This window comes from Clostridium sp. MCC353, assembly GCF_018785315.1.
GTDB lineage: Bacteria > Bacillota > Clostridia > Lachnospirales > Lachnospiraceae > CHH4-2.
Genome location: NZ_WQPN01000105.1, coordinates 28,075 through 54,395, shown reverse-complemented (window position 1 = coordinate 54,395; position 26,321 = coordinate 28,075). Strand labels below are relative to the sequence as shown.

Below are 26,321 nucleotides of genomic sequence, written 5' to 3'. Positions count from 1 at the left end.
TCCTGGAGCCTTAGTTTCACTTACGGTTGGAAGCTGGTTTTCATCCCCGAAGGATTCCCCTTGGCCCGCCCCCATCCAAATATCCAGTCCGTCCCCTTGGCCCGCTTTCCTGCGTAACTTCCTCGACTAAATAAATATCCAGAGCTTCTAATCCGCCGTTATATTCACAATCGCCGCCAGCCGTTTATCCCCTCTCTGCTCCAACGCATTCTGCATATAGAAATTATTCTCAAATTCCAGATGCACCACCCGGTAGGGATCCGTCTCAAGTTCCACTTTCACCACATTTTCTTCCATCTTAACGGTTTTCGCCAGCTTTCCGTTCATGTAAATCCTGGATTCGTCGCGGCCGCTTAAATTGCCGGGGTACATGAATTCCAACTGGATCACTCCGCTGGCTCCTGCCATCACCCGGATGCTGGCCTCTTCGTCCATCCAGCCGTCCCGGTAATAGCCGTACTCCACTTCGCATTTCTGGTTTCTCACATACTCCGTGATATCCTGGAAGCGGTTAAATTCCGGCTCTTCCCGCAGCACCAGCATGTGATCCGTGATCTGGCCGATGTCCCGGATGCTGTCGATGAATTCCACTCTCGTGCCCTCTGCTTTCCGCTCCTTATCAAATACTTTGAAAAAGGTGTCAGCGGTAAAGCGGCTCATTTCATAGCTGTCCCCGATGATATAGATGGTCTTTCCAAAAATGCCGTCGCCATATTTCTCATAGGTTTCCTCTGCCAGGGAATTATACCTCATCTGGTTGGGCCAGAGATAGATATTGGGGTATTGGGAACGGTAAAACAGTTCCACAGGGAACATTAAGATTACATACCCCAGAAGCAGGGCTCCGCAGACCAACTGGCGGCGGTATGTAAAGGTCTTATCATACCAGGCGCTCATGCTGCCGAACATATAGCAGAGGAACAAAAGGGCTCCTGCGTAGGACACGTAGACCCAGCGCATTTCCACCCGGATCGTAACGCTGGAAGATGCGATGCAGCCTCCCACAAATGCCACAAAGAGCAGGGAATTTGCCAGATAGGCGCCCCGTTTCTCCTTATTTCTGATGATCTCAACGATGAAGCAGACCACCACCAGCAGAAGGAGTACGTCCGCGGACAAAACCAGCACCCGGATATAACGGGGGGAATCCAGCCAGGACAAGCCGTTTAAATGCTCCGGCCCCGCATTGATCCCAAACACATATGCCACCTGGCTCAGCCCGTATTTGATGGCGCTTTGGATGGAGAAGGTATCGGCCACATCGGTTCCGCCCGTCCCCGCAGGCGATACGGTTCCGATGGTAAGGAGGCGGATCACCTGAACCAGCAGAAAGGTGAGAGCCGGATAACTCCAAAGCTTCAAGTCCTTTTTCTTCTTCAGAATCAGCACAATGAAAAACAGGGGCAGGAGCACCATATACCGCTCGTGAATAAAGCACACGGTAAAATAGAGAACCACCGCGCCTATAAATCCCCGGTCCTCATTGAGATAAAGGTAGAGGCAGTAGAGAATCCCCACAGCCGCCCACAGAGCCATGGTCTCCATCAGCCCGTACACCTGGCCGATCTGGTAATAGGACATTCTGGACAGCAAAAACATGATTCCGCAGAAAAATCCCACAGGCCCCAGACGGCTCATCTTCTTTCCCATCAGATAGATGGTTCCGGCCAGCAGGCCGTTTAACACAATATTCACCGGGACCAAAAGGTCAATATGATTGCCGATGAGCCCCAGTTCCAGGTAGGCCGCCAGATAATAGATAAAGCGGAACCTGGTGCTTCCTATGGGGAATACATATTGGAAAAATGACTGTTCCCCATAGCAGGACCACAGGTATAAATCGTCCATATACAGTCCTTTGATCGTAATCCCCCTGTTAATAAAAAAGGCAAATCCAGTCAAAAGGCAGAAAGCAATGATATCATTTTTCCATTGGTCTTTCTGTGCCTGTGTATATTTTTTCTCCATTTTTCCCTCACAATCTGCCGTATCGACGGCATTTCAATCAGTATTCCTATTTGTTGTGATCCACGCGGGCAATCATGTTGCCGTATTCGTATTTCACATCATACAGGCTTCCGTCCTCCAGCATGTAGCGGACGATTTCTGCGGCCCGGGGGCCGTCCGTCTCATCATCGGCCTGGACATACAGGTAATCGATCTTTGCATACCTGAGAAATTCTTTGAAATAATCCAGTTTCTTCACCAGATAGACATTGCCGCCGCTTCCTGTAACATCGTAGTAGCTCTGGACATTGCATGGAAATGTGACCACATCCAGATGTTCTCCCATGGCGATCACCCGGTTTCTGGGGTCAGACGCCAAAAGGTTCCAGATAGCCTCATTCCCCTTTTCCGCCATCCTGTTTCTGTTTTCCTCCAAATGGCTGTAATACCCGGAGTGGCGGACCTTCACAGGCGTCAGCCCAAGGGTTCCCGACCAATTGGTAATACAGGTCATCACCACAGCAAAAAACATCACAGGCGCCAAAATCCATTTCACAGCCCTTTGTGCCTGCCGGGAAATGCCTCCGTATATGGATGCCGCCGCCAATATGACGGTCATGCTGTAGAACAGCATAAAATAATTTCCATCCACCTGCCACAGCATCTGAACGCTTACCAACGAAATAAATGCCAGCGGCAGGTATAAAAACAACAGATAATTGTGCCTGATATCACGTTTTCCTCTAAATAAAACCACTGCCGCGGCCAGCACCGGGATCATGCTGCTTCCCCAGGCGATGATCACATGAGCCATGTCCTCACCCACTGGCGCCGCCGCCATTTTCCAAAGGCGGTCCCACAGGTGCATGAGATTCTCTGCTAACGTCAGCTCCCCGCCCGCGTCCGGTATCCCCTGAAAGGAAAAAGGGTATTTGATCTGAAATCCCAGCAGGTCCCACACCGAAGTGAACACGGAAGTCACCGGATACCCTGTAATCAGGAATGTCCTGGTCCAGATTCCGGCCCAGGCCGCCGCACAGACAGCGGCGCACAGCCAGATTCTGTGCTTCAGCTTAACGCGAAATTTCCGTCCGGCCAGAAGGTAAATGAAGGTCAGGCCGTAAATAGCGGTGGTAAAAACCAGGGATGTGGGTTTTAAAATATACGTAATAAGACAGGCGCAGCTTCCGGTTACGAAGAATTTTGTGCTGTCGGATTCTCTGGTTAAAGATCTGCCGGATTCCCTGGCAGAACCTTTGTAAAAGCCTCGGCCGGATTCTCCGTTAAAACCTCCGTCAAAATCTCTGTCAGGACTTCTGCTAAATCCCCCGTCAGCCACACTGTCCAAATATCTGAGCATCGTCAAAAAAAACACCAACTGAAAAAACAAGGTAATGCTGTCCGTCTTAGCGGTTATGCCCATATTCATGATTCCGGGAATACAGGCTGCCGCTGCGGCGGCGGCCAAAGCGCCATGTCTGTCTGTAAATTCTCTCCCAATCCGGTAAATGAGAGCCAGAATCCCGGCGCTGACCCACAGGTTAAAAGAAAGGACATATCCATAGGTAGCCGTTCCCGCCAGAGGCAGAACCAGCGCTTCCAGCCCTTTCGAATAGGTGTAGACCAGATTAATATTTCCCAGGTTTTCATATATCCCTTTTCCGTTGTCCAGGACATAGGGCGACCGCAGTCCGTAATGGATGGAATCATAATCAACCGCTATATTCATCCGTCCCGCCTGCAAAGCCAGCATTGCAAAGATCAGAGCCAGGGAAAACGCCATAAACCAGCCATTGGAACATGCGCCGCGAAACACTTCGGCCCGGCACATTTCCTCATCCCCGCCCTGTCCATTTTTCCGTTTTATGGCTTTTATCACTTCCGCCAGATACAGCCCCGCCGCCGTCACAGCGGCAATTCCTCTCCAAAGGGTCAGTCCGCCCCGGCCAAAAGCCGACACCAGGCATACGGTCAATATCCAGGTCCCGCTTCCCCATAAAAACCCCTCATACCAGGAAACCGGACATTTACGCTCTCCTGTCAGAAGGCGGAAAACGGCTTTTCCCAGAAGGATCAGGTATCCTGCATACAGGCCGGAAACCACCAGAGGCAGAAAGATCCTGTGGCACCAGGCGAAAATGACACCGCCCGCAGCCGCAGCCACAAAGCCCCACAGCTTATTTCCGCCTTTTTTTATCCAGAACAGATTCCACAAAAATACCAGGAGAATCTCCCCCATCAAAAACAAGGTTTCCTCCGCCAACAGGCGTTCTGTCATCCCGCCTTTTAAAAACATATAATAAATGCCTGCGGCAAGAGAGATAACAGCTATCGCCGCTATCCCGCCCACCGCGGCCTTTTCTCTCTTCTCCATATAAATTCCTTACATTCTTGAATTATTGGCAGCCGTTCAGACAGATGATCTTATTGACCGGCTTTTGGAGTCACGAAGATGATCTGCCTGAACCGCTGCCTAGTCATAGGCATGATAAGCCCTCATGTAAAAATGGGCGATCAGCTTAACCACCGGCGCAGGCCAGAACTTGGCAAACATCTCCATCTCTTCCCTGGACCTTCTGTTGTCCAGAATACATGCTTTTGTTGTGGCACCCTCATGAATCCGGTAAAACATCAAAGGTTTTTCCACACAGAGAAACCGTCCTGGCATTTTAGCCAGTTTCAGGGTGGTGTCCCAGTCCAATGCGAATTTATAAGGCGAGTCAAACAGAGGCTCGCCGATCAGCTCTTTATTATAAGTGCAGGACGGGCAGATGATGGGATTGCCGAATACCAGAGCGCTTGTCTTCACCCAGGACAGATGGCAAAGGGCCGGAACCCTCAGCGGCAGGCGGAGGATTTTTTTCACAAATGCCACTCCGTCCGGCTTTTGGAGGACGTCATTTTTTATGACCGCGCAGTCTGTGGTAAACATGGTGCAGTCCTGGTATTTTTCCATGGTTTTGATAGCTGTCAGGGCATAATCCCTTTGATACATATCATCCTGATGGGCTATGGTCACATATTTGGAATCCGCCATATGGTAGGCGAAATTCCAGTCCGCCTGGATGTCGCTCTCTCCCGCCCTCACAAACATGGGGATTTTGTATTTTTCTGCCAGGTTTTCAATATAACCGCAGGGGGTGGAAGTGCACAGGATCAGGCTGCTTCCCACCGTCTGGGCTTTCAGCGAGCGGATACAGGATTCCAGATAAGGGGATTCCCTGTAGGCGCAGATCGCAAATGTGTGTTGTTTCATTTAACCGCCTCATTTAAACAGACGTTCCGTCCGCTTCTTTTCAAACATATTGTTGTACTGCAGAATCTCAAATTGGTGCAGAATCGGATATTCCTTCTTCTCTTTCCAGTTGGTCCAGCTCTCCCACTGCATGTCCTCATTGTAGTATCCCAGCATATGAACTACGGGAGCGGCTTTCTGCATGGAATTCAAAAAATACAGATAATCCGTCAACTCCAGATTGGCCCTCTGAAGGATCACATTGGACAGATACTGGGCGCTCATCTTCTCTGACAGCCTGCTTTCCGAAGGATAATTGGTCCATACCAAAAATGGGGTGATATACCGCCTCAAATAATCTTCCGGCTTCAGCGTGTCAATGCTCTGGCCATAAAGCGCGTCATAAAATTCTGGCTCCACGCTGGGCTGATGATCCCCGAACAAAATGATCATGGTGGGCTCATCTATACTGCTGTAGTAATCCAGCAGATAGGAAAGGGCATCGTCCGATTCTTTCATCAGGGACAAATACTGTTCCGTCATGGGCATGTCCTCATACTCAGTCAGATGGACGGTGCTTTCAAACTCTTCTTCATAACCGCCGTGATTCTGCATGGTCACATTAAAGATGAATAAGGGCTGGCCCTCTTCTTTATTTTCCGTCACTTCAATAATTTTATCGTAATCCCCCTTATCGCTGACATAATTGCGGATCAGAGGGGAATTTTCATAATAAGCTTCATCTAAAAATTCATCAAATCCCATCCTGGCATAAGCTTCCGTCCGGTTCCAGTTATCCGCCGGATAAGGATGCATGGCCACGGTCCTGTATCCCTGATCTTTTAAAATCAATGGAAGGGAGAAGGTGGGATTTCTCATATAGATCTGATAAGGTACGGAACCGGAAGGCGCAAACGCCATGGAATTTCCGGTCAGCACTTCATATTCGGAGTTACTGGTCATGGAGCCGAACACAGGCATGTAGAGATCGCCTTTGATGCAGTTGTCCGTAATGGAATTATAAAAGGACAGATAGGGTTCATCCGTCTCAAAAGGAGCTATCACATTCAGTTCTGAAAAACTTTCATTCATAATGCAGATGATATTGACAGGCACTATGCCGGTATTGTCTCTCCATGGAAGTTCCTGTTCCTTCATCCCTTCAATCTCCGCCTGAATCCTCCCAACTTCCGCCTGGGAATAACCCTGGGGCGGTTTATTATCCAGATAGCCGAACATTCTCATGGCACAGAGCATGGTGCCGTAATTTTCATAGGATTCTTCCGGGTTCCACATGCTCACGTCCAGGCTGACGGCATTTACCAGCACCTTGAAGAACAGGACGAGAAACAGGGCGCTGCCAAGACAGGAAATCCCCGCCGCTGCCCCATGGACTTTCCCTTTTTTCAAACGGAACGGGAATTTGATCACCAGCAGGTCCAGAACAATCATGAAGAAAACCGCCGCCACAATATGAGGGGTGATTTCATAACTGTAATTTCCAGAAACCGTCGCCGCTGTCTTTACCGCCAGAACATCCCACAACATGATAGGGCGTGCCCTGAACTGCACCACATAATACTCCGCCAGCCCCCAAACGGTAAAAAATGTATTCAGAACCAGATAGGAGCCTCTCATGGAATTGGAAACGGCAAATGCCGTCCAATAGATCAGGCAGTAAAAACACAGATTCAAAAACAGATAAATCCCCCTGATCTGTGTCAGGCTGCCTGTTATGAATTCAAAGTTAAGGTAAATCAAAACCGGGGTAATGAAAAGCAGCGCGGCCCCGACGCGCCTGTAACCGTTCTTTTCTATGCTGTTTTCCATCATTTACCTATGATACAAAAAAGTGTTCTTCAAGCATCAGGCAGAGCGCATGATAAATCGGCAGATGCAGTTCCTGAATTTTATAAGTTTCCTGTTCCGGCACGATGATGGCCGCGTCCGCTGATTTTCCCAGCCTGCCGCCGTCCTTTCCTGTCAGTCCGATGACCTTCATGCCGATGGCTTTCGCCGCAACGACGGCGTAATCCACATTTTTTGAATTTCCTGAGGTAGATATCCCCAAAAGGACGTCATTTATCCTCCCATAACCATAGGTCTGCTGTGCATAAACCAGATCGCCGTCCACGTCATTCAAATATGCGGTGGATAACCCCGGATGGCCGGACAAGGCGATGGCTGGAAGGCCCCCCTGAAGCTTTTTGGCCAGTTCCGTTCCTTTTTCCTCGTCCACCTCTTTCAGCGCGGCTGCAAACTCAGGAGATACCGGCCTCCTTTTAACAAATCCTTTCATCAGCTCTCCCACGATATGTTCCGAATCCGCAGCGCTTCCGCCGTTTCCTGCCACCAGGAGTTTTCCGCCCTGTTCGAAGCAGGTTTCTAAAATCCGGTATGCCTCCAGAATCTGGCTTTTTACCGCATTTAAACAGGGATAGCGTTCTGTCAGTTCATCCAGGTACTTCATCTCGTTCTTTTCTTCCATATGTGCCTCCATTCTGCCTTGGTCATTCCCTTCCTCTGTTATCCTGTCCTTGTTCCAGGATATACCGGGCTGCGCCCATAAGATCTTCCGCGTAAAAGTCATAGGGTTCTTCCTTCCTGCCGGATTTCTCTTCTTTTTTTATTTCCTCATAAATCCCCGATCCATATCCGGTTCCCACCAGGATGGAACGGACGCCGTAATTGCGGCCCGCCTCCACATCGATCAGCTTGTCCCCGATCATAAAAGACCGCTCCTTGTCCACCTGATAGAATTCCTCCGCCCGCTCAAACAGGCCGGTTTCCGGTTTCCGGCAATGGCATTTCTTCTTATATTCGCCGATTCCATGTTCCGGGTGGTGGGGACAGTAAAAAAAGTGGTCGATGTGGGCGCCGGCGCATTTTAAAAGGTCATTCAGATACCGGTGCAGATTTTCCACATCCTGCTCGGTATAATATCCCCGGGCCACCCCCGCCTGGTTTGTGACCACCACCACCTGATAACCATTTTCATTGAACAGGCGGACCGCTTCGGCCACTCCTGGCAGAATCCGCAGGTCTTCAGGCTTGTACAGGTAATTCACCTCTTCATTCATGGTTCCGTCACGGTCCAAAAAGATTACGGGCTGCATGGTCCGGTGCCTCCTCTCATTCGTTAAAAATTGAAATTATATTCCTTATTGGGCATGTGGACACGCACGTTGCTGTAGTTCCAACGGTTTTCATCGGCCGTCCATGCCTGCGCTCCCCTCAGTTCGAAATTCCAGTCTGCAAGCTGTCCGCCCACCTCTTCCATGCGGGCCGCCACTTTATGTCTGACGTTATAAGGGCAGTACATCAAAAGGAATCCGCCGCCGCCGGCTCCCAGAAGTTTCCCGCCCAAAGCTCCTGCTTTCAGGGCTTCGTCGTACAGTTCATCTATCTGGGGATTGGTGATCTTGCTGCTCATCCGCTTCTTGCTCTGCCATCCATAGTCCAGAAGCTTTCCGAAGCTGTGGAGATTGCCCTTTAACAGCTCATCCTTCATGGCATAAGCCAGTGCTTTCACCTCGCACATGGCCTCAAACGCGTCCTTTTTCTCGTAGTTGCTCACCTGGTCTTTGATGATATTGGCGGAAACATGGATATTGCCTGTATAGCAGAGAAGCAGGTTATACTGGAGTTCGTGGATGATGTCTTTTTTAATCCTCAACGGGTTCACCACCACATTATTCCGTCCGTGGAATTCGATAAAATTAAATCCGCCGAAGGTGGCCGCATACTGGTCCTGGTATCCGCCGTCGATCTTTAAATCTTCCCTCTCCACCTGATAGGCCAGGTCGGCTAAAGCGTAGGCGTCCAGCTCCACGCCTTTCCATTTGGCCATTGCGATTAACAATGCCACCATGACCGTGGAGGAAGTCCCCAGGCCGGAGCCGGGAGGGGCGTCGCACTGGAGGTAAACTTCGCAGCCGTCCTTGATCTCCATTGCATTTAAGGCCGCCGTAACCAGATCCAGCTTGCCGTCGTAGACATAGTTTTCCTTTGTATTGTATTTTACAGTCATATCAAAATCCAGAGAATGGACGACGATCTGGTCATCCTCTCTGGGCACGATGGAACAATAGGCGTATTTGTTGATGGTGCTTCCTATGATCGCGCCTCCCTGTTCCACACAAAACGGCGCCACATCCGTACCGCCGCCGCCAAAGCTGACCCGCAGCGGGGCCCTTCCCCTGATTACCATGCCACGACTCCTTCCTTCACATCTTCTATGAATTTAAAATAATCTGCCGGAACGCCTATGTCGATAAAATAACCGTCATTAACAATCCCGCCCAGCCGTTTTCCTTCTTTCAGCCATTTGGGTATCATCTCATTTTCCAGTGACACTTTGCCGCCTGGTATTTCAGAAAGCAGTTCCCGCTTCATCAGATAGATCCCTCCGTTTATGGTGCCGGGGCGGGGCTCTGTGGTCTTTTCATTGAAAGCGGTCAGCATCCCGCCTTTTAACAGCGCCTCCCCATATCTGGATACGTCCGGCACCTTTCTTAACACCAGAGCCATGTCCAGGTTTTCTTCCTGCTGCAGCTGCATGATGCGGCTGTAGTCGATCTGGTAGAATGTATCTGCGTTCAGCACAAAAAAGCGGTCTTCCGATACAAATTTTCCCGCATTTTTAATGGCGCCCGCAGTGCCCAGAAGTTCTTCTTCGTAGGCATAAGAAACTTTTATGTTGAAACCGGAACCGTCTTTGAAATGCTCTTCCACCATAGAGCCCTTGTAGCCGACGGCAAAGATGATATCCGTAATTCCGTGTTTTCCCAGCTCATGGATCACATACTCCATAAATGGTTTTTCCTGTATCAGGGCCATGGGTTTGGGGCGGTCGTTTACAACGCTCTGCAAACGGGTGCCTAAACCTCCGGCCAGCAATATTGCCTGCATAATGGGTTATCCTCCTGTTTTTTACATCAAAGGGTGACATCAAAGGGGTGACATCAAAGGGTGAAGGCATTTTCGAAAATGACTTCATCCCTAATGTAAAAAAAGAACTCACCGCGTTGTAAAATCCTCTTCAATCCGCCCCCACACCGCATCCACACTGAAGTACTTCCTTATATAAGCCTGCGTCTTCTTACAAAGCTCCAAACATCTCTCATCATTCTGATAAAGCTCCGCCACCGCATCCGCAAAGCTCTCCGGCTCATCCCTCACAACCAGCACATCTTCCACATCCGGAATCCCTTCCGCGCCTATGGACGTGGTGACAATGGGAGCCCCGTTATAAATGGCCTCCACCACTTTTCCCTTCACGCCTGCGCCGTATCGGAGAGGAACCACCACCAGTTTACAGGAAGCGTACAATTGATCCAGTTCTTCTTCACTCACAAAGCCTTTGATCACAATGCCATTTCCCGGCTCTTCTAAAGCCTTGATCTCATCCGTAACTTTAGAGCCCACCACATACCAGTTCACCGGTATCCTGGCCCTGATGATCGGGAACACCTCTTTTGCAAACCACAGCACAGCGTCCGCATTGGGCGGATGGGCGAAACCGCCCACAAACAGGATTCCTTCCCGCCTGCTAAAGTCCTCTTCCAAATGTTCCTTAAATTCTTCATATACATACGCCGTGATATCCTTTACATGGATGTCAGGATTGACGGCCTTGATGGCATCCCGTTCAATATAAGAGGGATAATAGGACACTGCCGCCTTCTCCATCAGCGAAAATTCCACCGATTTCCAATAATCCGCCGCCTTCTTTTTCTCCAAATCCCCGGTCAGTTCATATTCCCGTCCCTCCCTGAGGAAATGGAGATCATGTCCGTAATAGATCACCTTCATATTGGTGTTGTCTAAAATATAATCCACATATTTTGATGCAATATGGGGCCGGTTTAAATAGGCGAATCCAATATCGTCCCCATGGTCTTTCAGCCAGTCCCAAATCTTAACCTGGAACTCCGCTCCATATAAAATCTCGATTCCCATCTGCAAAAGGGTGGTGGAATAGGGCTCCTCATGAAGGAAATTATCTCCCAGGAACTTGACCACATATCCCTTTTTCAGGAACATCTTCAGATATTGGAAGGTAGTTTTGGATCCTGCATCCTTATCAAAGGTAGGCACATAATGGTCCACAACCAGAATCATGGGTTTGCCCATGCTGCGCTCCCTGGCCCTGAAAGGATCGGGATTTCCGTTGTTCACACACTGCTTCGCAAACTCTTCGGCCCATTTTTCTTTTAATTTTTCGCTGTTGGCCACCTGGTAACGCTTCAATCCGCTGCCCTGGGTATCGGTTCCATTGGAAATGCCTTCAAAATGGATCACTTTGGAAAGCGGCTGGTAAACCACCCGGTATCCCGCTTTTCTCACTTCAAAAGCCAGATCCGAATCCTCACAATAGGCCGGGGCAAATCTGGTATCGAATCCTCCAATCTGCTTCCAAAGCTGGTTTGACAGCAGAATCGCCGCGCCCGAAATATAATCCACATCTTTCACATAATTGTATTCCGGCTTGTCCGGATCATCCAGCCGCCCGTAATTCCACCCACTGCCGTCGCTCCAGATAATGCCTCCTGCTTCCTGCAGCCGTCCGTCCGGATACACCAGTTTTGATCCAACCATGCCGATGGTGGAATCCGATTCGATCAGATTCACCAGAGAACTGAGCCAGCCTTCCGTCACCTGGGTATCATTGTTCAGGAACATGATGTATTTTCCCTTGGCGTAACGGGCCGCATTGTTGCAGTTGCGCAGAAATCCCTGGTTTATGCTGTTGCGGCAGATCCGCAGCCCTTCCGTAAACTGGTCAAGCTGGGCCGTGGCGTCCGTGGACACATCGTCCGCGATCAGAACTTCATAAGTTACATCCTGAGTGTGCTCCAGTATGGACACCAGGCAGGCATAGGTATAGTGAATCTGATTGTATACAGGAATGATAATGGAAACTACAGGGTTTTCCACAACAGGAAACTTCAATTTCCCGTGTTCCCGGTAAATGTCCCCGATCCTGAAGTCCCCTTCCCGCAGATTCTTTCCCTCTTCGGTGGAATAAAATTTATAAGAACGGATGGGATGCATCACATACTGCTTTTTATAGTTCAATTTCTTCCGTTCCAAAGATCCCTTGGGATATTTTTGATTAAATTTAGCTCCCAGTTTTCGTCTGAATTTAAAAACCAGCGCTTCATGGCTGTTGAGATAGGTGAGGGTTTTGCCCAGTTCATTGATCTCATGGCTCTGGTTTTTAATGGTGATTTCCAGGTTTGTCACATGGTTGTTGGTAAGCCGCTGGATCTCCTGGATTTTGCGGATCATCAGGTTCTTATCCGCCACCTCTGTCTTCAACTGCTCAATCCTCTCCCTGGCGTGGTTCAGTTCCCGGTCCGTCCGCCCGAAATCGGAAATATTTCTGGTATCCACATAATAGTTTTCCAAATAAATGCGCTGGTTCTCTCCATGGACATATTCCTGGAATCCCTGTTCCATCTGACGGTAAACAGCGGTCATCTCCGGCGTGATCCCAAATTCCATCAGAAAGCTTTCCGCGCTCTCATAGTTCATCAGCGCATGGTAACGGTCATAGAAATAGAATAAGGTGCGGTACTGCACAAAATGCACCGGAACCGGGAAGGTGAACACCCACTCGTAATCCAGGCAGTAAATCCCATCCTCCGTAACCAGCATATTTTCAAATAAGGCATCGATGTTTGCCACCGAATAGGCATCGTCCTCCAGAGGCCCGGTCTCTCCGAACACCTCCGTAAATTCAGCCGTCACCTCAAAAGGCTGGATATACTCCGGCTGTATCTCGTAGACCATGGCCATGGCCGCGCGAATCGCATCGAGGGGGGCTTTTCCGCCCCCTATCTCTTCGCCCAGCCGCTCCGCCAGGGTATCCCCCTCCAGATAGGGGAAACGGGCCACACACCGGTCGTCGCTGATCTGGGGTCTGGCCACTTTCAGATTGTGGTTCTGGCTGGAAAGCTGTTCATATTTGGACGCAAATGACCAGATATGAGGGACACCGCTGGCATTCAGCGCTGTCTTTTCCACATATCTGACTCCATCTTCTTCCAGAATGGTGGTCTTTATCTGAAATTGTTCTTTTCTCGTTCTGTTATATTTAACAAATTTAATCTGTGCCATGGTTTCCTCTCAATCCGCCTCTCAAATTGCAGCAGTTCAAACAGCGTGTCTGAACATGTTTTCAGACAGATTTTTTCCATATTACTAAAAATGAATTCGCATACTGTTCAAATTCCCCGTCCTCACACACCTCATCATACTTCTCCCCCACATCCATGCGGATATATTTGGGATAGTCATAGGCAGTGATGGTGTGGGTTAAATCCCCCTTTTTCGGCAGGTAGGACTGGGAATACACGGTGATCGGAATCCTGTAATCCGGCATGGGATAATACCACTGGGCCGTCCCTTCCCCGCCTGTCAGCGCGGCCAGTTCCTTTCTGGAAACGCTGACAGGTTCCCGTTCACAGCCGGCCCAGTATTTCATTCCAAACTTATTGCACACGGCCAGAATCAGGCATCCGCCCGGCTTTACCAGGGATTTCGCAATTTCTATCTGGTCTTTTATCCAGTCCTTGGGCTGGGCGGCTGACTGGCTTTTTATCCTGTCTTTCGGCCGGACACCTGACTGGCCATTTAACTGTGTTTCAGGTTCGGCGGCTGACTGGCCTTTTATCTGATTCTCATCCTGCGTTCCATATAATTCCGCCAGAGATCCGATCATCATCACATAATCATAGCCTTCGGCATGGTTTTTCCCATGTTCTTCCAGGCTCTCTTCCATATAAATGATGTTGTCAGCTTCGGGGTAGCGCATTTTCACGATTTCCATATTCCGGGAATCCTCTTCCAATACGCAGACTTCCTTCACCCGCCTGCTGTACAGACCGGTGAGGGCGCCATAACCAGCCCCCACTTGAAGGAGGCTGGCATCCGGTTTGAATTCAAACCATTCGATTACATTTTCCCGCTGTTCGCTGAGGGCATAGAGGTAGTCCAGATTGACATTCTCCTCCAAAATCCGCTTCGTATCCATGCCGTATTTTTTGAATAAATTAGCTAAATCAAAACTGATATTTTTCATAGTTTATTCTCGGGCTCCTGTCCTTTCCTTCCTCCTGCCTGCTGTAAAAATTCAATCCTGAGGGTTTAATTTTACCTCAACCTGGGATTCCATATCGTAAACGCCTACCGTATTTTTATTGGAAATGACCGTAATATTGGCCACATCGTACAGACGATGGTATACCACATGCTCGCCGTTTTCAAACCCGGTGCAGCTCATGGAAAGCAGATATTCCCCGCCCTGCAAGGTCATTTTCTGGGTAAATGAAGCTTCATAGGTATCTCCCCGCTTCACCGGCTTCACGTCCGTTCCTTCGAACATAGTATTGGTTCCGCTTAAATCCGTACCTTTTTTATCCTTAATTGTATAAGTGAAGATAGGCGCCTCCAAAGGCGCGTTAAAACGGATTCTCTCTTTTATGGTAAACATCTCGCCTTTTAATAGGAGGTTTGTCAGATTCCCTCTCTCATCAAATAACCCCAGATCATAAATCTCCGCCCTTCCGTCTCCATATTCGGTACGGTTTGAATTGATGGTAATTTTATCTTTCATAAGGCCGCCTTTGCCGCCTTTTTCCTTCTTCTCTTCTCTGCTGCCGGAAAAATCATTCATCTCCTGAAGTTCTTCTTCCAGGGAATCCATCTGATTTGCCAAAATCTTTTTATATAAATCCACCATGTGTCCCGGCGCGCCTTCTGCCACAAAGTCCCCTTTGTTTAACAGCACCACCCGGTCGCAATATTTGATAATACTTCCCATATCGTGGGTTACCATCAGGATCGTGGTTCCCTTTTGGCGTATTTCTTCCATACGCCGGTAGCACTTGGACTGGAAAAATACGTCTCCTACGGACAGGGCTTCGTCCACAATCAGAATCTCCGGCTCCACATTGATGGCCAGCGCAAATGCCAGGCGGACAAACATACCGCTGGAATAAGTTTTCACCGGCTGATAGACAAAATCTCCGATATCCGCAAAATCCAGAATATCCTGAAGTTTTTCTTCCATCTCTTTTCTGGAAAATCCCATCATAGTGCCGTTCATATAGATATTTTCAATCCCTGTATAATCCATATTGAACCCGGCTCCCAGTTCCAGCAGGGCGGAAATGGTTCCCTCCACCTGCACCTCTCCGGTCGTGGGCGTCAGCACCCCTGTTATGATCTTTAATATGGTAGATTTTCCAGAACCATTGGTTCCTATGATCCCTACCGTTTCCCCTTTTTTCACCTCAAAAGAAATGTTGTTCAGGGCGTAGAATTTCCTGTGGTATTCTTTATGGGTGGGATTCAGGGATTCTTTTAACCGGTCCACAGGTTTATCGTATAATTTATATATTTTCGTCACATCTTTTACTGTAATCGCATTGTCTGCCATCTGTTGGGACATAACATCCTCCATCATCTTCCACTTGCCGTCACCGGCGCATCTGTGTATTTTGCGCGGGTATAATGTCGAAAAACATTATACCATATATTTTCAACTTGTAAAAGGGAAGTTATTCCTTGGAAAATGGGGATATGATACAGTTCACGGCCCCCGCTGACCTGTCCGGCCAGTCCGCTGTGCCGTCCAAAAAGGCCACGGATTCCCCGTCAATTCTCCTCGGTAAAGGGAATAAATTCAGGACGCTCATAAATGTACTTTTCTCTGATTTCAATGGCCTTCTCTTCACTTATGGGCTCCGCATTTTCTGAATAGAATTCAGATTCTGTCGAATAAAACCATGGATCAGCCGCGTCCTTCATCCCATCATAAATAACCGCTTCCACTAAGTGAAGCTCTGATCCTTCAAAGGTGAAATAAGCATAATTGGAATTAGCAGCACCACTGGATCCCTCGTTGGCAATCATTCCATTTTCACAGAAAAAATACTTGTTTCGTTCCCATCCATTTAACACCTGCACCAGTTCTTCATCAGAAATGGTGTAGATATTGAAGATAACGCCGTCCCACTGGCTATCTGGGTTTGTTCCATTCTCCCCAAAAATCAGTTCGTCTATTCCGTTTCCATCAATGTCTTCAATCAAATATCCCCGCGTTCCATAGGAACCGGTGGTTATCAGCGCGGTACTGAAATCGAAACCAGCGGGTATTTCTAACTCTTTGTTTGTGATGCATTTTGTTGCAGCAGCTATTAACTCTGCATAAGATTGATCCGGGTTTTGTAATATATCTTCTTTTGTATTTTTCTCAGTATCTTGTTCTGTAGATTTCTCTGCAACATTTTCTGCGGCTTTCTCTATATCCTCTTTTGTTGCTTTCTCCATATCTTCTTCCAATTTTCGTTGGGAGGTAAGTACTGTTTCTTCCACCACACCGGACGGTGCTTTTATGTCCGAAGCAGCGCCGCATCCGGTTGCCGGAAATAATAAACACATGCACAAAGTGCCAATTAATAACTGATTTTTCATAAATATTGCCTCCGTAATCTTGATTTTCAGTTCTGTAAAATGAGAAGTAAGCAGGTATTAAACACTATGCAGCTAAAATAAACAGCAAACAAAAAGCTCTGCCTTTTCCCCAAGCAAAATGTCATCCATCTCCCATTCCATGTCTTGTAAATCGTTAAAGCCGCTCACCTGTCTGCAAAAACCCGAATTAATTGATTGAGGGTCAATTGATACAATACCTGCTTTTAAAAAAGCGGATTTATGTTCCTCTATAAATTTATAGTCAATGTCGAGAGTTCTGATTCCGTATTCTCCCCCATTTACCTTTTTCGTAACAGGAATTTCTTCATACAAAACAGTTTCTGCGGACGGTTCATCCCCGCTGTTATATGTTGTCACCACGAAAGAATAATAACCATCATTCCTATGTTGATAAAATCTCTCAAAAATCACACAGCGGTATCGGTTATTGACATGAACTGCAAGGATTTCTCCCCGGGAAAAGAGGACATTTGAGATTTTTTTATATTTTTTCCGCTTCTTAATTTTCTGGTTTGGCTGTTCAATTTTTTGCAGAAGCTGGCTAAGAACTCTCTGACGCTGTTTTTGGGCATCAGGGGAAATGTCCTTCCATATACTGCTCGCTCCTTTTGAAATGATATCCCGAACCGCCTGCATCTGCTCATTGGTAAGACCTCCAATTTCCCACATAGCCAGAGCACAAGCAGCCGTAAATATTTCACCGTCCATTTCATCGGATGATGAATTAAATTCCTTAATTTTAATTCCGATCTGTTCAATTGATTCCCCGTTATGATACATTTCCATGATGTGATTGTATACATCATAGGCCAGATCACTGTCTAAAATTCCGATTCCGTCAATGGCCATTCTTTACCTCTATTCACCGACCTTTATATTCACGCCGTTAACCTTTTTATAGATCCGCTTGCGGTTCTTCTCAATTTTATTCAATATCTCCTTCTCCAGATCAATTCCGAGAATTTCGGAAATGCCCAGCAGATAGATGGCAACATCAGCAAGCTCTTCTCCCAAGTCTTCCTTACGCTTTAAATACGCCTGATACGCTTCAGCCAGTTCTCCATAAGCATGACAAAATTCATATTCAATATTATCCAGATTAAATCCGTGATCCACTTTATTTTTATAGATCTGGGCCTGCAATTCCTTTAAGTCCACCATCCGCTTTTCCTCCGTTATTTCTGTATTTTCCTCCGTTATCCCTTCTGCTTCCCCAACATGCCAGAACCTCTTTTGTCCAGTCATGCGCTGAGTTCTCAACTTCTCATCTGGGATTCATTTTTGTGACTCCGGCTCATATTTGAGTGTAAAAATAGGGCGTAGGGATTATTTTTTCATACCATTTCCCTGTCTAAAATTATCAAATGATTTTGAAGCAACCGGCCGCAGCATTCACAAGCCTTTTTCTTGAAAATTCCGGGGACCGGGGGCATCAAACTGCGGATCGGATAAACTGTTGTATCGCATTCTGCCATAGGCATGATTATAATTCCACGATGGATATGACCGCAGTTCCTGCACATCCACGTATCCCGGACAACTACATGATAATAATCCTCTCCGTGCTTTAAACAATTTAACGGCAGCCACGAAAAACGCTCAATTCTGCTCCCGGAATGTATAAAAGCTAAATACATGCTAAACTCTGACGTTTTAACATGTTCACTGCATTTAATATAATATTTAATAAATTTGGGAGATGCAGACAACGATGACAGCAATAAATCATCCGAAGCAATGTCCCCGCAGAACTCAGGATCAACAATATACGTTTCAACTCCGCCTATAGGGCGTATTTCCATGCAGTATTCTTCTAATTGCCTCATACCATTCCTTCCATGCCAACACCAATGAACTTCTCTTCATTCTAATATCAGTGTATTGAAATGTCAAACGTATCATTTTACCTTTTCTCTAAGGGATATTATAATGCCGGGATGAACATAAAATAAGCGGCTGGAATTTTGTTTCCAACCGCTTATTTTATGCTTACTGCATGGTGTTATGTACTTCGCTGAAAGGCTTTTTAATATAAAGCGTGAAGGCCTTTTCTGAAATGCCTTGGGACTTTACTGTAAAGCGTGAAGGCTTTTTCCGAAATGCCTTGGGACTTTACTGTAAAGTGTGAAGGCTTTTTCGAAAATCCCTTGAGGCTTGGTTGAAGAGGCTTGGTTGAAGAGGCTTGATTGTAACCCCCCTCACTCATAAACCCTGATTTCCCCATCCTCAAATCCCATCGGCACAACATAAACCTGCCGGTCCCCGCTGGGATTATCATAATGGGTATGCGCATGATAAACACAATAATACTCCCCCAGCTCATTCCTCACCACACTGTTATGCCCGGGGCCGGATATCCTTTCGCTGGTACACAAAATAGGGTTCTTCTCATATTTTACAAATGGCCCCATAGGCGAATCCGCCACCGCTCCCCCGATCCCGTATTCCCTGGAAGCGTAATAATTGGCGGAATACATCATATGGTATCTCCCGTCTTTTTTGATAACAAATGCCCCTTCATTCCAATACTGGTTCACGGCTCCGCTGTTTTTCTCCCATTCCTGTTCCGGCCTGAGGATCAATTTTCCCTCTCCTTTTACAGAAATAAAATCGCCCCCCAATTCCACCACATAGATGTCCGATTCCTTAGCCCCATCCACCCAGTGGCCCTCTCCTGCCCGGGAATAATAGAGATAATTCCTGCTGCCATCCTTTAAGATATGGGCATCCAGCGCCCCGTAGCCAAAGTCAAACATTGGCTTCTGATCCAGGACATCTTCAAAAGGGCCTAAGGGATCATCGGATACCGCCACGCCGATCCGCAGGCTCTCTTCTTCATAGATTTTCCATTGGGCCGTATAGTACATGTAAAAACGGCCGCCAAATTCATAAACTTCAGGCGCCCAAAAACAACTGTTTCCAAAGCTCTTTTCTGTTGCGCGGTAGCAGATACCGCTTTTTTCCCAGCGAACCATATCATCCGATACCCAGCAGTAAAACCCGTTAAAATGACTGGTAGCATACAGATAATACCGGTTCCCGTAAAACAGCACATAAGGGTCTCCAATGTTGCTGATGGGAAGTGGATTTTTAAGTTCCATATCCTTTTCCTCCATTCAGATGTCAGTTCAAAAAACAGGCATTTCATCTCACCACCTGTAGAGGAAGGGAGAATTCTTGCAATTATATGTTAAAATACTGGGCCGGAGTAACGCCCGTATATTCCTTAAATACCTTAAAAAAATAATTGTAATTCTGGAATCCCGCGCGCTCCACAATATCCTTTAATTTTCCGTCTCCATTTTTAATTGCCTCAATCACTTTATCAATGCGCAGTTTGTTCAGATATTCGTTAAATCCAATGCCCACGTCATTTTTAAATGTATTGCTCAAATAGGCGGACGAAACTCCCAATTCTCTGGACAGATCCGTTAAGGATAAGGGCTCTGAATACTGGGTATGGATTTTTTTGAGAATGTATTTGGTATATTTGTGATAGTTCCCGCAGCCGAAGTCAGGGCAAAGCGCCTCACGTAAACGTTCAAATATGGCTTGAAACAATTTTTCCCACTGCGTCAGTGTCCGGATTTTTCCCATTTCTTCGTCCAAATTGCCATTTCCCTTCAGAAGATAGGGCTTCTTAACTCCCTGTTCCTCAGCGATCAGAAATACCCAGCCCAGCTCTTCCCGCAATCCCTTTACCAATTCCGGGATAGGCCCTCTTTTTTTACCAGCCTGCTCAAAAAAATGGAACCAGGACTGTTTCAAATCCTCTATCCGGCCTTCTGCTATCATTTTTTTACAGTCTTTCCTGGCTGGAAATGATACCACCCCACAGCCCTGCTCCTTTTTTCTCACATAGGTCCAGGGTATCACAAATTCCTGATTTTCTTCATAGAAAAATATGGATGACTGCTCCGCCGCCTGTCCATAGTAATGGCCCAGATTAAAAATATCCCCGCACAGATCTGAAATGCTGACTTTAAGGGATACATTGAAAAACTTTTTTCCGTTATTGATCAAAGTTCTTCCCCATATTTCCAGTTTTTTAAGCACCTGGGCCTGGCTGGTTTCCTTTTTAAAGGACAGAATAAAGCAGAATCCGTTTGTTTCCGCCTTCAGCGGCTGGACGAAATCCGCTTCTCCAAGAATCTGCTGGCACATATGGTAGAGGGAACGGTTCAGCATCTCATCCTCCGCTTCCGCATAATAATCCACCAGCATGACCGCCAGACATTCCCGGTTGAATTTAATATTCAGATTATTGATAATATTGCTGATCTGGGTCCGGTCAAAATCTCCCGGTTGTAAAAGACGGCTGAAAAATGATTCCAAAAGCTGGTCGTATGTTAAGCTCACATGGTCTTTTAAATCCCCCAGCGCCCGGTCCTTTTTCACAATTTCAGCGATCAGATTCTCCATATTTTCCCTGGAAAGCCTGTTCTTTAAAATGTAATCATGAGCGCCGTATTTCATGCTGCCCCGCACATAGTGATAGTCATCATATGCGCTCAATGCGATCACGTGGATATGGGGATAATGGGCGTTGATATGTTCAATCAATTCCACACCGTTCATTTTAGGCATATCCATATCTGTGAGAACCAGATCAATTTCATGCCGTTCAAGGACTTGAACAGCCTCCTGCCCGTCCGATGCATAGGCCGCGATCTCTATCCCAAGCTGTTCCCAATCCAGCAAAGCCGCCAACTGATTGCACATCAAGGCATCATCATCAACGATCATCAATTGCAGCATCCTATTCCCCCCTATACGCTTTCATAAATCACAGGCAGTTCCATGGTCACCTTAGTATAAAAATTCTCTTTGCTCTCAATTTTTAAGAAATACCCGTTCCCGTAAAACAGTTCAATCCGTTCCCTCACATTGTCAATGCCGATGTGGTGGGTTTTGTGCTGTTTGTAGTTCTCCACTGAAAATCCCACTCCGTTATCCGCCACCAGGACGATGAGACGTCCGTCTTTAATCTTGGCAGAAATCAGGATTTTCCCCTGTTTCTGCGATTTCGCAATGCCGTGCATAATTGAATTTTCCACCAATGGCTGGATAAGAAATTTCAGGATGCGGCACTTCTCGGCCTCTTCCTCCACCTGAAATATCACGTCAAACATCCCATAATACCGGTATTCCTGTATGACAAGATAATTTTTTATATACTCCACTTCTTCTTTTAAAGTGACCACCTGGTTTTTATTTTTCATGCTGTAATGAAGAAGGGTGATCAATGAAGCAGTTAATTCGCTGATATTGCCCGCCTTCTGTCGGTCCGCCATCCACCTAATGGTGTTTAAAGTGTTGGAGAGGAAATGTGGCGAAATCTGAGCATACAAAGCCTGGAACTCTGCATTTCTCTCCTTCTTCTTTCGCTCTTCTAAGTCAATCATAAGCTGGTTTACCCGCTTGATCATCTGATTAAAGCTGGCCCCCAGTTCCTCAATCTCATCTCCTGACGCGATGACTGGAACCTCCTTTAAATCGCTGGCATCCACATGATCCACATAACTTTTCAGTTTCAGAATATTTCTCGTCAAATAGCGGCTGAATCCGCCGATCAGCAGAATGCCTATGATTAAACATACGGCGCTGAGCATAAGCGTCATATTCAACGTCTTATTAATATCTCCCATGATCGCATCCATGGGCATCAGGCACAAAGTCGTCCAATTGGTATAATCCGATTTTTTATAAGACGCCAGATAGGTTTTCCCGCCTGTCTCCACCTCAAATTGATCCTCACCGGACGACAAATAGCCCGTCAGATTCCCAAATTCCGTATCATAAATGGATTCGGCAGGCACGATAGGCGTTTTGCTGTTGTAGATCAGCCCTCCCTGGTCATCTATGATCATCAGAACGCTGTCATCCGTCACCGCCTGGGAAAGCCGTTTATTGATGTAATCATAAGAAATATCCACCAGCAGATAGCCGATGTGTTTATCATTGGCCCATAATTTGCGGCCAACCGAGATCACGTAACTTTTCTTTTGTTTCTCCGGACTGTAGTTGGTATGGGTTTTGATGAAAATACCCGAATCTCCGGACTGATCAAGCTCCTCAAACCAGGGCATGGCGGCCAGTTCTTCCGGCGTCAGCGCCACGCCGTTGGAAAAACTTCTTCCATTGGTTCCGCAGAGCAGTATGCTGGAGATGTAGCTCCTGTAAGAATAAAAATCATTGACGCTTCTTGTCAGGATACGGTCCCTCTCCAACTGCTGATAAGTTTCAATATAATCCGGTTCTGTTAAAATGGGGCTTTGGTCGGAAGCGTTAAACGATAAAATCAGGCTGATATAATTTGTGTCTTTTAAAAGGCTGTCAAATTCCTCATTTAAAGAATTGACCGTGCTTTTAAAATAGGTGACCGCCTGTCCCCGGGCCATGTCTCCCATCATCTTGTGCCATACCATACAGATCAGCATGATAAGAACAATAAATATACAAGTAAAACTCATCTGCAGCTTTCTGTTAATGCTCTGTTTCATCGCTCCCCCAAATCCGCCGCTATATTGCCAGAAACTATTCCGCTCACCGGCTTCTCCGCCATATTTCCGGAAATTATTCCATTCACCGGCTTCCCCTCTATATTTCCGGAAATCATCCCGCTCACTGATTTCTCCACCTGCCGCGTTCCGCTCCTGCTGCAGGATTCCTTACTTCCTTACTGCCGCAAAGCGGGACGGGCAGATGGCGGCAATGATTTTTTCAATCCCCCTAATACATCGCCTCTCTCTCAGGAAGAGGATCGATGGTATACGCCATTAAATTCACCATGGTTTCCAGCATTTTCACCTTCACCTCTGCCGCCTCGGGACGGTTATAGAGGTTCTCCCGTTCTTCCTGATCCTGTTCCAAATCATAAAGTTCCGCCTCATCGGTGCTGTGGCAGTAAACCAGTTTATATCTGCTGCTGGCTGCCATGGTCACATATGCCTTGCAGTCCTGGTGGTTTCCCATGGAATTATAGTATTCCGAATAAACTGCGTCCCTATGATGATCCGGGGCATTTCCGTCTGTGAGAAGACAGGACAGGCTCTTTCCCTGCATCCCAGCGTCCCGTTCAAATCCGGCCAGATCAAGCAGTGTGGGGGCCAGATCTATAAGTTCCACCAGCGAATCCCGTTTTACCCCGGAAAGAACGCGGCCCGGATAACTGATGATCAGCGGAACCTTTACCAGAGGATCATAAAAATAAGGCCCTTTCAGGTAAATTCCGTGATCGCCAAGCATTTCTCCATGGTCGGACGTGAATATGATCACCGTATCCTCATATTGCCCTGATTCCTTTAAGGTCCGGATCACATTGCCCACCTCTGAATCCACCATCTCAATCATGGCATAATATGCGGCTCTTATCTGGAGATGGTCTTCTTTTGTCATCTCATCATAGTTGAAAAATCCCGGCGTCCCATAGGCGCCCTCATGATCCCGCTTTTCCACATATGTTTTATTCTCCAGCTCCCCTTCACGGTAATTAGGAAGATCTTCTTCCCCCAGACGGCTGATGTATTTTTCCAGAAGATCTGCAGGAGGGTCAAAATCGTGGTGGGGATCATAGAAATTCAGGGAAAAGAACCATGGGTTCTCATAACCGCTGTGGGCCCTTATAAAGCTGCACGCTTCTTTGGCGCACCAATGGCTGTGGTGAAGCCCTGCTTCCATGCCGGTATAGACGTATTTTGAGCCCTTATAAGGCACTCTGCTGTAAGCTTTCCCCATATCATTCAGCCACATATTGTATTCATTTAATGGCCAGTTGCTCTCCTTCTTCCCATAGAAATCAGGGTGATGGGACCAATGGAATACCCGGTAGCCGTCATCAATTCTGGGTTCATAGTCCGGGCTCACGCTTGGGTGGCAGGGGGAGATATGAAGTTTACCGGCCAGCCCTGCCGTATATCCATGATCTGAGAATATCTTGCTGATCAGGACTTCCCTGTCAGAAATACGCTGTCCATTCTGCCTGACCCCGCAGGTCCTGGGATACCTTCCTGTCAGAAATGACGCTCTCGACGGAGAACACACCGGGCTTTGGCAGTATGTATTGCGAAACAGCATTCCTTCTTCCGCCAGGCGGTCTATATTAGGCGTATCCAGTTTGGCATTGCCGTAACACCCCAGACAGTCATATCTTTGCTGGTCTGTACAGATCCAGAGAACATTCGGCTTTTTCATCCTATCTCCATTCTGAGGAATTCCTTCAACTCCCCGCGTTTTCTTTCTAATATATCTTCATATCTTATATCCAGAGCCAGATTCCTCATCTCGTAAGGGTCATCTTCCAGGTCATATAGTTCTTCTATCTGATCATTATTTTTTACATATTTATATTTTGCATCGGCCATCACCCATCCCCGGTGTTTAAAATGATGTCCAAAGGTTTCCGCATACACATTCTTTCTCCACCGTGTTCCTTCTTTCCAAATGGATAAAAGATCAAGTCCATCCACCTTCTGAGAAAAACCGGTACCCGCCGCAGATAATACCGTAGGCGCCAGATCCACATTGGAAACCAGCGCCTGGCTGTCCTCACCAGCCGGAATCCGGCCGTCAAATCTCATTCCAAACGGGATGCGCAGAACCTCTTCCGCCATATAGGCATCCTTATCAAAATGTCCACCGTGACAGGCAATTCCATCCCCATGATCCGCAGTCCATATGATCAGGGTGTCCTCTGCCAGTCCCATTTCATCCAGCTTATCAAGGATCATTCCTCCTGCCTCATCCGTCAGCGTAATCTGTGCATAACATCTGGCCAGCGTTTCTGCCCAGACGTCCCAGGCCACCGGATTAGGGGTTATGATCCTGTAATTCTCACTGATTCCTTTGCCGCCTTCAAAGTGGTATACATCCGGCTTCTGGCTCAGGTCATCATGAAAGCTGGGATATACGCCTATTTCTTCTGGGTTATAAAGTTCTGCATATTCCTTTGTCGGGAAATAAGGCTGGTGAGGTCCCCAAAAGTCCACTCTCATACAGAACGGTTTCTGGCTGTCCCTGCACTCTTCCAGTTTTCTGCACGCTTCATAGGCCAGATAAAATGCCTCGTGAGTCTCCTTAGGCGTGGTGAGTATCCCTGACACACATTCATTCATCGTTTCCCTGTCTAAACGGTACTCTTTGTTCTCCATTATATCACTAATCCATTCCGGCGTGCACCAGTTATGTTCCACAAATGCCCGGGGGAACGGAAGATTCTTATCTTCCAGGTATTTCTGGTAAGACGGCATCAGATACGGATTTCCATAGTCCCCGTGAAAGACGCCCTCCGCCCCAAAATCAGCGGGCGTCCCTTTTCCGGCATGCCATTTTCCATAATAAAAAATATCATATCCCTCTTTTTTAAGCCGGTCCATATAAGTATCATAAGTAAACTCCGCTGAAACCTGGTTGTTGATCTGGCCATGATGGCTGGCATAAAGCCCGGTTGCCAGGCTTCTTCTGGAAGGACAGCAAAGCGGGGTGGAACAATAGGCACGCTTAAAATCAACCCCCTTGGAGACCAGTTTCCGGTAATGGGGGCGTTTGATTTCACAATTCTGTTCATGTCCGTAATAAGCCTGATGATCTTCAACGATCAATAGAATATTGGGTTTTCTCTCCATATCTGCTCTCC

General features: G+C 47.3%; 19 protein-coding genes. All 19 read right to left on the bottom strand.

Annotation, left to right across the window (positions count from 1 at the left end; translation table 11 throughout):
• Positions 1-147: 147 nt before the first annotated feature.
• The 19 genes from GPL15_RS18035 to GPL15_RS17945 all read right to left on the bottom strand — a co-directional run bounded on the left by GPL15_RS18035 (position 148) and on the right by GPL15_RS17945 (position 26,310).
• Complete coding sequence (locus GPL15_RS18035) at positions 148-1,968, bottom strand: hypothetical protein (protein WP_215700086.1); 1,821 nt, start codon at positions 1,966-1,968, stop codon at positions 148-150.
• A gap of 46 nt (positions 1,969-2,014) precedes the next feature.
• Positions 2,015-4,321 carry a hypothetical protein gene (locus GPL15_RS18030; protein WP_215700085.1) on the bottom strand — a complete coding sequence of 769 codons (2,307 nt, stop codon included), beginning with the start codon at positions 4,319-4,321 and terminating at the stop codon, positions 2,015-2,017.
• 99 nt (positions 4,322-4,420) lie between these two features.
• Positions 4,421-5,203, bottom strand: a complete 783-nt coding sequence (locus GPL15_RS18025; protein ID WP_215700084.1) for a glycosyltransferase — start codon at positions 5,201-5,203, stop codon at positions 4,421-4,423.
• Between the two features lie 9 nt (positions 5,204-5,212).
• Positions 5,213-7,015, bottom strand: a complete 1,803-nt coding sequence (locus tag GPL15_RS18020) for an LTA synthase family protein (protein ID WP_215700083.1) — start codon at positions 7,013-7,015, stop codon at positions 5,213-5,215.
• A 4-nt stretch (positions 7,016-7,019) separates the two neighbouring features.
• Complete coding sequence (locus GPL15_RS18015; RefSeq protein ID WP_252198495.1) at positions 7,020-7,670, bottom strand: SIS domain-containing protein; 651 nt, start codon at positions 7,668-7,670, stop codon at positions 7,020-7,022.
• Positions 7,671-7,692: 22 nt separating this feature from the next.
• Positions 7,693-8,298, bottom strand: a complete 606-nt coding sequence (locus GPL15_RS18010) for an HAD family hydrolase (RefSeq protein ID WP_215700081.1) — start codon at positions 8,296-8,298, stop codon at positions 7,693-7,695.
• A gap of 23 nt (positions 8,299-8,321) precedes the next feature.
• On the bottom strand, positions 8,322-9,392 hold the full coding sequence (locus GPL15_RS18005; RefSeq protein ID WP_215700080.1) for a GHMP kinase: 1,071 nt from the start codon (positions 9,390-9,392) through the stop codon (positions 8,322-8,324).
• Complete coding sequence (locus GPL15_RS18000) at positions 9,386-10,093, bottom strand: nucleotidyltransferase family protein (protein ID WP_215700079.1); 708 nt, start codon at positions 10,091-10,093, stop codon at positions 9,386-9,388. The genes GPL15_RS18005 and GPL15_RS18000 overlap by 7 nt, the downstream gene beginning before the upstream one ends.
• A 108-nt stretch (positions 10,094-10,201) precedes the next feature.
• Positions 10,202-13,306, bottom strand: a complete 3,105-nt coding sequence (locus tag GPL15_RS17995) for a glycosyltransferase (RefSeq protein WP_215700078.1) — start codon at positions 13,304-13,306, stop codon at positions 10,202-10,204.
• Positions 13,307-13,367: 61 nt separating this feature from the next.
• Positions 13,368-14,270, bottom strand: a complete 903-nt coding sequence (locus GPL15_RS17990; RefSeq protein WP_215700077.1) for a class I SAM-dependent methyltransferase — start codon at positions 14,268-14,270, stop codon at positions 13,368-13,370.
• Positions 14,271-14,321: 51 nt separating this feature from the next.
• Positions 14,322-15,641: an ABC transporter ATP-binding protein gene (locus GPL15_RS17985; RefSeq protein WP_252198494.1), complete on the bottom strand. Its 1,320-nt coding sequence runs from the start codon at positions 15,639-15,641 to the stop codon at positions 14,322-14,324.
• Between the two features lie 206 nt (positions 15,642-15,847).
• Positions 15,848-16,666: a hypothetical protein gene (locus GPL15_RS17980; protein WP_215700076.1), complete on the bottom strand. Its 819-nt coding sequence runs from the start codon at positions 16,664-16,666 to the stop codon at positions 15,848-15,850.
• A 72-nt stretch (positions 16,667-16,738) separates the two neighbouring features.
• The gene (locus GPL15_RS17975; RefSeq protein WP_215700075.1) at positions 16,739-17,536 is read right to left on the bottom strand and encodes a hypothetical protein; all 798 of its coding nucleotides are present in this window, start codon (positions 17,534-17,536) and stop codon (positions 16,739-16,741) included.
• Positions 17,537-17,545: 9 nt separating this feature from the next.
• Positions 17,546-17,932: a MazG-like family protein gene (locus tag GPL15_RS17970; protein WP_215700074.1), complete on the bottom strand. Its 387-nt coding sequence runs from the start codon at positions 17,930-17,932 to the stop codon at positions 17,546-17,548.
• 953 nt (positions 17,933-18,885) lie between these two features.
• On the bottom strand, positions 18,886-19,788 hold the full coding sequence (locus GPL15_RS17965; RefSeq protein ID WP_215700073.1) for a glycoside hydrolase family 43 protein: 903 nt from the start codon (positions 19,786-19,788) through the stop codon (positions 18,886-18,888).
• An 82-nt stretch (positions 19,789-19,870) separates the two neighbouring features.
• Positions 19,871-21,445 carry a response regulator gene (locus GPL15_RS17960; RefSeq protein WP_215700072.1) on the bottom strand — a complete coding sequence of 525 codons (1,575 nt, stop codon included), beginning with the start codon at positions 21,443-21,445 and terminating at the stop codon, positions 19,871-19,873.
• An 11-nt stretch (positions 21,446-21,456) separates the two neighbouring features.
• Entirely contained in the window at positions 21,457-23,190 is a 1,734-nt protein-coding gene (locus tag GPL15_RS17955) for a sensor histidine kinase (protein ID WP_215700071.1), read from the bottom strand.
• A gap of 229 nt (positions 23,191-23,419) precedes the next feature.
• Positions 23,420-24,880, bottom strand: a complete 1,461-nt coding sequence (locus GPL15_RS17950; protein ID WP_215700070.1) for a sulfatase-like hydrolase/transferase — start codon at positions 24,878-24,880, stop codon at positions 23,420-23,422.
• Complete coding sequence (locus GPL15_RS17945; RefSeq protein WP_215700069.1) at positions 24,877-26,310, bottom strand: sulfatase-like hydrolase/transferase; 1,434 nt, start codon at positions 26,308-26,310, stop codon at positions 24,877-24,879. Before GPL15_RS17945 ends, GPL15_RS17950 begins: the two co-directional genes overlap by 4 nt.
• Positions 26,311-26,321: the final 11 nt, after the last annotated feature.

Coding starts and splice junctions, on each gene's coding strand:
- GPL15_RS18035 (WP_215700086.1), bottom strand. CDS start 1,968: ATGGAGAAAAAATATACACAGGCACAGAAAGACCAATGGAAAAATGAT.
- GPL15_RS18030 (WP_215700085.1), bottom strand. CDS start 4,321: ATGGAGAAGAGAGAAAAGGCCGCGGTGGGCGGGATAGCGGCGATAGCT.
- GPL15_RS18025 (WP_215700084.1), bottom strand. CDS start 5,203: ATGAAACAACACACATTTGCGATCTGCGCCTACAGGGAATCCCCTTAT.
- GPL15_RS18020 (WP_215700083.1), bottom strand. CDS start 7,015: ATGATGGAAAACAGCATAGAAAAGAACGGTTACAGGCGCGTCGGGGCC.
- GPL15_RS18015 (WP_252198495.1), bottom strand. CDS start 7,670: ATGGAAGAAAAGAACGAGATGAAGTACCTGGATGAACTGACAGAACGC.
- GPL15_RS18010 (WP_215700081.1), bottom strand. CDS start 8,298: ATGCAGCCCGTAATCTTTTTGGACCGTGACGGAACCATGAATGAAGAG.
- GPL15_RS18005 (WP_215700080.1), bottom strand. CDS start 9,392: ATGGTAATCAGGGGAAGGGCCCCGCTGCGGGTCAGCTTTGGCGGCGGC.
- GPL15_RS18000 (WP_215700079.1), bottom strand. CDS start 10,093: ATGCAGGCAATATTGCTGGCCGGAGGTTTAGGCACCCGTTTGCAGAGC.
- GPL15_RS17995 (WP_215700078.1), bottom strand. CDS start 13,306: ATGGCACAGATTAAATTTGTTAAATATAACAGAACGAGAAAAGAACAA.
- GPL15_RS17990 (WP_215700077.1), bottom strand. CDS start 14,270: ATGAAAAATATCAGTTTTGATTTAGCTAATTTATTCAAAAAATACGGC.
- GPL15_RS17985 (WP_252198494.1), bottom strand. CDS start 15,641: ATGTCCCAACAGATGGCAGACAATGCGATTACAGTAAAAGATGTGACG.
- GPL15_RS17980 (WP_215700076.1), bottom strand. CDS start 16,666: ATGAAAAATCAGTTATTAATTGGCACTTTGTGCATGTGTTTATTATTT.
- GPL15_RS17975 (WP_215700075.1), bottom strand. CDS start 17,536: ATGGCCATTGACGGAATCGGAATTTTAGACAGTGATCTGGCCTATGAT.
- GPL15_RS17970 (WP_215700074.1), bottom strand. CDS start 17,932: ATGACTGGACAAAAGAGGTTCTGGCATGTTGGGGAAGCAGAAGGGATA.
- GPL15_RS17965 (WP_215700073.1), bottom strand. CDS start 19,788: ATGGAACTTAAAAATCCACTTCCCATCAGCAACATTGGAGACCCTTAT.
- GPL15_RS17960 (WP_215700072.1), bottom strand. CDS start 21,445: ATGCTGCAATTGATGATCGTTGATGATGATGCCTTGATGTGCAATCAG.
- GPL15_RS17955 (WP_215700071.1), bottom strand. CDS start 23,190: ATGAAACAGAGCATTAACAGAAAGCTGCAGATGAGTTTTACTTGTATA.
- GPL15_RS17950 (WP_215700070.1), bottom strand. CDS start 24,880: ATGAAAAAGCCGAATGTTCTCTGGATCTGTACAGACCAGCAAAGATAT.
- GPL15_RS17945 (WP_215700069.1), bottom strand. CDS start 26,310: ATGGAGAGAAAACCCAATATTCTATTGATCGTTGAAGATCATCAGGCT.